The organism is Stenotrophomonas sp. GD04024, from assembly GCF_029837545.1.
In the GTDB taxonomy this organism is placed as follows: Bacteria; Pseudomonadota; Gammaproteobacteria; order Xanthomonadales; family Xanthomonadaceae; genus Stenotrophomonas; species Stenotrophomonas forensis.
The window spans coordinates 1-4,998 of sequence record NZ_JAOEDV010000139.1 but is presented as its reverse complement, the minus strand read 5'-3'; the positions used below and the strand labels follow the sequence as shown (position 1 = coordinate 4,998).

Genomic DNA, 4,998 nt, shown 5'->3' with positions numbered 1-4,998 from the left:
GGGTGGGTCCGCTTGCGGGGGACGCCGTGAATCCGTCCATGGAGGCTTAGCCGCGCCATCCATGGCGCGGATACCCCCGCAACCGGACCCACCCCACCTTCGACATATTCCTGCGATCTGCAGTAGATCCACGCCATGCGTGGATGAGCGGTAACTGCAGAATTCATCGATGACATCGACGCAAAAGAAAAACGGCGGGGCTGCCCCCGCCGTTCTCGCTTTCTTACTTACTTCAGGCCGCGGAACTTCAGCAGCGGCTCCACCGACGGGTCCTTGCCGCGGAAATCGCGGTACAGGGTCGACAGCTCCACGCTGTTGCCACGCGAGAGGATCTTGTCGCGGAACTCCTGGCCGTTGGCGGCGGTCAGGCCACCGTGCTCGGTGAACCACTGGTAGGCGTCGTGGTCGAGCACTTCGGCCCAGAAGTAGGCGTAGTAGCCGGCCGAGTAGCCACCGCCCCAGATGTGGTCGAAGTAGGTGGTGCGGTAACGCGGCGGCACCTGCGGCAGGTCGACCTTGAACTTCTTCAGCGCGCTGGCTTCAAAGGCGCCCACATCCTGCAGCGGCGCGTCGGCCTTCTGCGTGTGCCAGGCCAGGTCCAGCAGCGCGGCCGACAGGTACTCGGTGGTCGCATAGCCCTGGTTGAAGCTGCGTGCCTTGAGGATCTTGTCGACCAGTTCCTGCGGCATCGCCTCGCCGGTCTTGTAGTGCTTGGCGTAGTTGGCGAACACCTTCGGGTCCAGCGCCCAGTGCTCGTTGAACTGCGACGGGAACTCGACGAAGTCACGCGAGGTGGCGGTGCCGGCGATCGACGGGTACTTCACGTTCGAGAACATGCCGTGCAGTGCATGGCCGAACTCATGGAACATGGTGGTGACGTCGTCGAAGCTGATCAGCGCAGGCTGGCCGGCGGCCGGCTTGGTGAAGTTGCAGACGTTGTAGACCACCGGCTTGGCACCGGTCAGGCCGTCCTGTTCGACGAACACGTCCATCCAGGCGCCGCCGGACTTGCTGTCACGCTTGAAGTAGTCGGTGTAGAACAGGGCCAGCGAGGTGCCGTCCTTGTCGAACACTTCGTACACCTTCATGTCCGGGTTGTACGTCGGAATGTCGGTACGTGGCTTGAAGGTGATGCCGTACAGCTGGGTGGCGGCGTAGAAGACGCCGTTCTGCAGCACGTTGTCCAGTTCGAAGTACGGCTTGATCTGCGACTCGTCCAGATCGTACTTGGCCTTGCGCACCTGCTCGGCGTAGAAGTCCCAGTCCGAGGCAGCGACCTGGAAGCCGCCCTTCTGCGCGTCGATCACCTTCTGGATCTCGCCGGCTTCGGCGCGGGCCTTGGCGGTGGCGGCCGGCACGGTGTCGGTCAGCAGCTTCAGCGCGGCGGCCGGAGTCTTGGCCATCTGGTCGCCCAGCTGGTAGTCGGCGAAGGTATCAAAGCCGAGCAGCTTGGCCTTCTGCGCACGCAGCTGGGCCAGGCGCTGCACGGTCTGCCGGGTGTCGTTGGCATCGCCACGCTCGGCGCGGGTTTCCGAAGCCTTCAGCACGGCCGCGCGCTGGTCGCGGTCGCTGAGCGAGCCGAGCACCGGCTGCTGGGTGGTGTTCTGCAGCGGCAGCACGAACTTGCCGTCCAGCTTGCGATCCTTGGCGGCGGCGGCCGCGTTGTTGATCGCATCCTCGTCGAGGCCGGCCAGCTTGGCCTTGTCGTCGACGACAACGGCGGCAGCGGCGGTGGCGGCCACCAGGCGGGTGTGGAACTGGGTGGAGAGCGTGGTCTCTTCCACGTTGAGCTTGCGCAGCGATGCCTTGTCGGCGTCGGACAGCTGCGCACCGGCACGTACCAGGCCGTCGTAGTAGTGCTCGACCAGGCGCTTCTGCACCGGGTCCAGCTCCAGCGTGTCGCGCTGGTCATAGATCGACTTCACGCGCGCGAACAGCTTCGGATCGAGGTTGATCTCGTCCTGGTGCGCGGCCAGCTTCGGCGCCACTTCTTCCTGGATCTTCTGGCGCGCGTCGTTGGTATCGGCCTGGACCAGGCCGAAGAAGATGCGCGACACGCGGGTCAGGGTCTCGCCGCTGCGCTCCATCGCCACGATGGTGTTGTCGAAGGTGGCCGGTTCGCTGCTGTCGGCGATCTTGCGCACCTCGGCCAGGTGCTGGCGCATGCCTTCCTCGAAGGCCGGCAGGTAGTCGCTGTCCTTGATCTTGTCGAACTGCGGCGCCTGGAACGGCAGCGTGCTGGCGCTCAGCAGCGGGTTGGTGGAGGCTTCGGCCGGCTGCTGGGCCGGGGTCTTCTGGGCTTCGGACACGGGGGTGGACTCCTTGCCGGAACAGGCCGCCAGCGCCAGGCTGATGGCGGCGGCCAGGACTACGGTACGCGACATGTAAAACGCTCCTTGGGCAGACGGTATGGAATACCAGCCCTCCACCCTACTCCTGTCGCGCTCGCCCGGCATGTGCCGGACGTGGCGTCTGTGCGGGGCCTGCCGGCCGGCTCAGACCGTGCCGCGGGTCTTGCCGATCCAGGGCCGGTAGAACTCGCGGATGGCGGCCATGTCGGCGGCGTCATCACCGCTGGGCGTAAACAACGGCCCGATGCCGATGGTCTTTTCCGGGTAGTGGAAGTACGCGGCCAGGATCGGCACGTCGGCCATCCGCGCGATCTTCAGGAAACCGGCCTTCCAGTCCTTCACCGCCTTGCGGGTGCCCTCGGGGGTGATCGCGAACCACATCTTCTCGTTGTTGCGCAGCAGGTCCACCGCCTGGCCAACGGTGCCCTGCGGCGAGCTGCGATCGAGCGGGATCACCCCCAGCTTGTGCAGCAGCGGGCCCAGCGGCCACCAGAACAGCGATGCCTTGCCCAGCACCTTCACTTTCATGCCCAGCGCGATCTTGGCCGCCATGCCCCACAGCCCGTCCCAGTTGGACGAATGCGGCGCGATGATGAACACCAGCCGGGGGATGTCGGGCAGGGTGCCGGTCACCTTCCAGCCGCCCATGCGCAGGGTGCAGCGCGCCAGCCAGCGCAGGAAGGCGTTGGGTTTGACCTGCGGCATCTGCGGCGGCACGGCCGGCAGCAACGGAGTCGGGTTGTTCAAGCAATCACTCCCAGTCACGTGATGAGCGCCCGCGCTTGATCTGCGCGCGCCCGCGTTTGGCGTCCAGACGACGCAGTTTCGACCCGAGGGTCGGCTTGGTGGCCTTGCGCGGTTTGGGCACGCTCAGCCCGGCCTGGATGAAGGCCGCCAGCCGATCGCGCGCATCCTCGCGATTGCGATCCTGGGTCCGGAACCGTTGCGCATCGATGACCAGCACGCCTTCGCCGGTCATGCGCCGGTCACGCCGCGCCAGCAGGCGCGTGCGCAACGGCTCGGGCAACGAGGGCGAGTTGGCCACGTCGAAACGCAGTTCCACCGCAGTGGAGACCTTGTTGACGTTCTGCCCGCCGGCGCCACTGGCACGCACGAACCGCTCGACGATCTCGCCGTCGGGGATTTCAAGCTGCGCGCTGATGGTGACCGGTCCACTGCCCATCCGCGCATTGTAGCGGCAGGCACGCCCCGCAGTGCGGCATCGCGCACCGTATGCCGCCGATCAGGTACCGAACACGCCGCCTTCGCCTTGGCTGCGGGTATGCTGGCCGTCCCATGTACCGCAGGAAGCCCGCATGACCCGCACCGCACCCGCCCTGCCGTCCCTGCTGCGCCGCGCCGCCCTGCTGCTGGCGCTGGCCGTGGCCAGTGTGCCGGCCCTGGCCGCGCCGCCGACCGATGGCGACATCAACCGCCTGCTCTCGGCCTCGCGCGCGCAGAGCATGATCGACACCATGCTGCCGCAGATCGAAGCGATGCAGCAGCAGCAGTTCCAGCAGGTGGCCGCGCAGCGCCAGCTCAACGCCCAGCAGCAGGAGCAGCTGAAGCGGATCCAGGCACGGACCAGCCAGACCCTGCGCCAGGCCCTGTCATGGCAGCAGCTGCGGCCGATGTACGTGGACCTGTACAAGAAGACCTTCAGCAAGGAAGACGTGCTGGCGATGGCCGAGTTCTACGAGAGTGCGGCCGGCCAGAGCCTGCTGGACAAGACCCCGGCGCTGATGCAGAACGTGATGGTGGCCATCCAGGCGCGCATGCAGCCGCTGTTCGCGGACCTGCAGAAGGACCTGGAAGCGATCGTCAACGAGCCGGAAAAGAAGTGAGGTACTGCCGGCCGCTGGCCGGCTCCCCCGGTACATCTGGAATCGCGTAGCTGCCGGCCAGCGGCCGGCACGACCGTCAAGCGATATCCACCTGCCAGCCGAACAGGTCCAGCGCCTTCTGGAATCCAGAGTCCAGCGGCGCGCGTACATCCACCACGCCACCGTCGGGATGCGGGAACCGCAGGCGCTCGGCGTGCAGCAGCATGCGGTGCACGCCCTGCATGCGGAAGATGCGGTTGTGGCGGCCATCACCGTGGCTGGTGTCGCCGATCATGTGGTGCGACAGGTGCTTGAGGTGGCGGCGGATCTGCCGGAAGCGCCCGGTCTGTGGCTGGCAGCGCAGCAGCGCATAACGCGAACTGCTGAACTCGCCGATCGGCACCGACAGCTCGCCGGTCGCCAGGCGCTGGAAGTCGGTGATCGCCGGCTTCTTCACCGGCTTGCCCGGGCCGCCGTCCAGATCATGGTCAACCTGCCAGGCGAGTTCGGCCGGCCAGCCCCGGCACACGGTCAGGTAGTCCTTCAGCACTTCGCCGCCCATCAGCGCCTTGCCCAGCGCGCTGGCGGTATCGCGGTCGAAGGCCAGCAGCAGGCAGCCACTGGTTGCCCGGTCCAGGCGATGGACGAGGAAGATCTGGCGGCCCAGCTGCTCGCGCAGGCGGTCGGCCAGGAAGTCGTCTTCGCCACGGGCCAGCTTGCTGTCGTGGACCATCAGCCCGGCAGGCTTGTTGACCACCGCCAGGCGCTCATCGAGGTGCAGCAGCTGCAGGGGCGCGGTTTCGGTCTCGACCGCAGCGAGGGTG

Annotated in this window: 5 protein-coding genes; 1 reads left to right on the top strand and 4 read right to left on the bottom strand. The window is 66.8% G+C overall.

What is annotated here, in order from left to right:
• Positions 1-227: 227 nt before the first annotated feature.
• From dcp to arfB, 3 genes are all read right to left on the bottom strand, one after another.
• Positions 228-2,384 (bottom strand): peptidyl-dipeptidase Dcp, encoded by a 2,157-nt coding sequence (gene dcp / locus N7590_RS21805; RefSeq protein ID WP_164242897.1) that lies wholly within the window; start codon positions 2,382-2,384, stop codon positions 228-230.
• A gap of 111 nt (positions 2,385-2,495) precedes the next feature.
• Positions 2,496-3,098 carry a lysophospholipid acyltransferase family protein gene (locus tag N7590_RS21800; protein WP_008266991.1) on the bottom strand — a complete coding sequence of 201 codons (603 nt, stop codon included), beginning with the start codon at positions 3,096-3,098 and terminating at the stop codon, positions 2,496-2,498.
• Between the two features lie 4 nt (positions 3,099-3,102).
• Complete coding sequence (gene arfB / locus N7590_RS21795; RefSeq protein ID WP_004153612.1) at positions 3,103-3,534, bottom strand: alternative ribosome rescue aminoacyl-tRNA hydrolase ArfB; 432 nt, start codon at positions 3,532-3,534, stop codon at positions 3,103-3,105.
• 133 nt (positions 3,535-3,667) lie between these two features.
• Here arfB and N7590_RS21790 point away from each other — a divergent pair, with 133 nt between their 5' ends.
• Positions 3,668-4,195 carry a DUF2059 domain-containing protein gene (locus tag N7590_RS21790; protein WP_010487093.1) on the top strand — a complete coding sequence of 176 codons (528 nt, stop codon included), beginning with the start codon at positions 3,668-3,670 and terminating at the stop codon, positions 4,193-4,195.
• Positions 4,196-4,271: 76 nt separating this feature from the next.
• Here N7590_RS21790 and N7590_RS21785 read toward each other — a convergent pair.
• On the bottom strand, positions 4,272-4,998 hold a 727-nt coding region (locus N7590_RS21785), incomplete at its 5' end, for a pseudouridine synthase (RefSeq protein ID WP_279935894.1).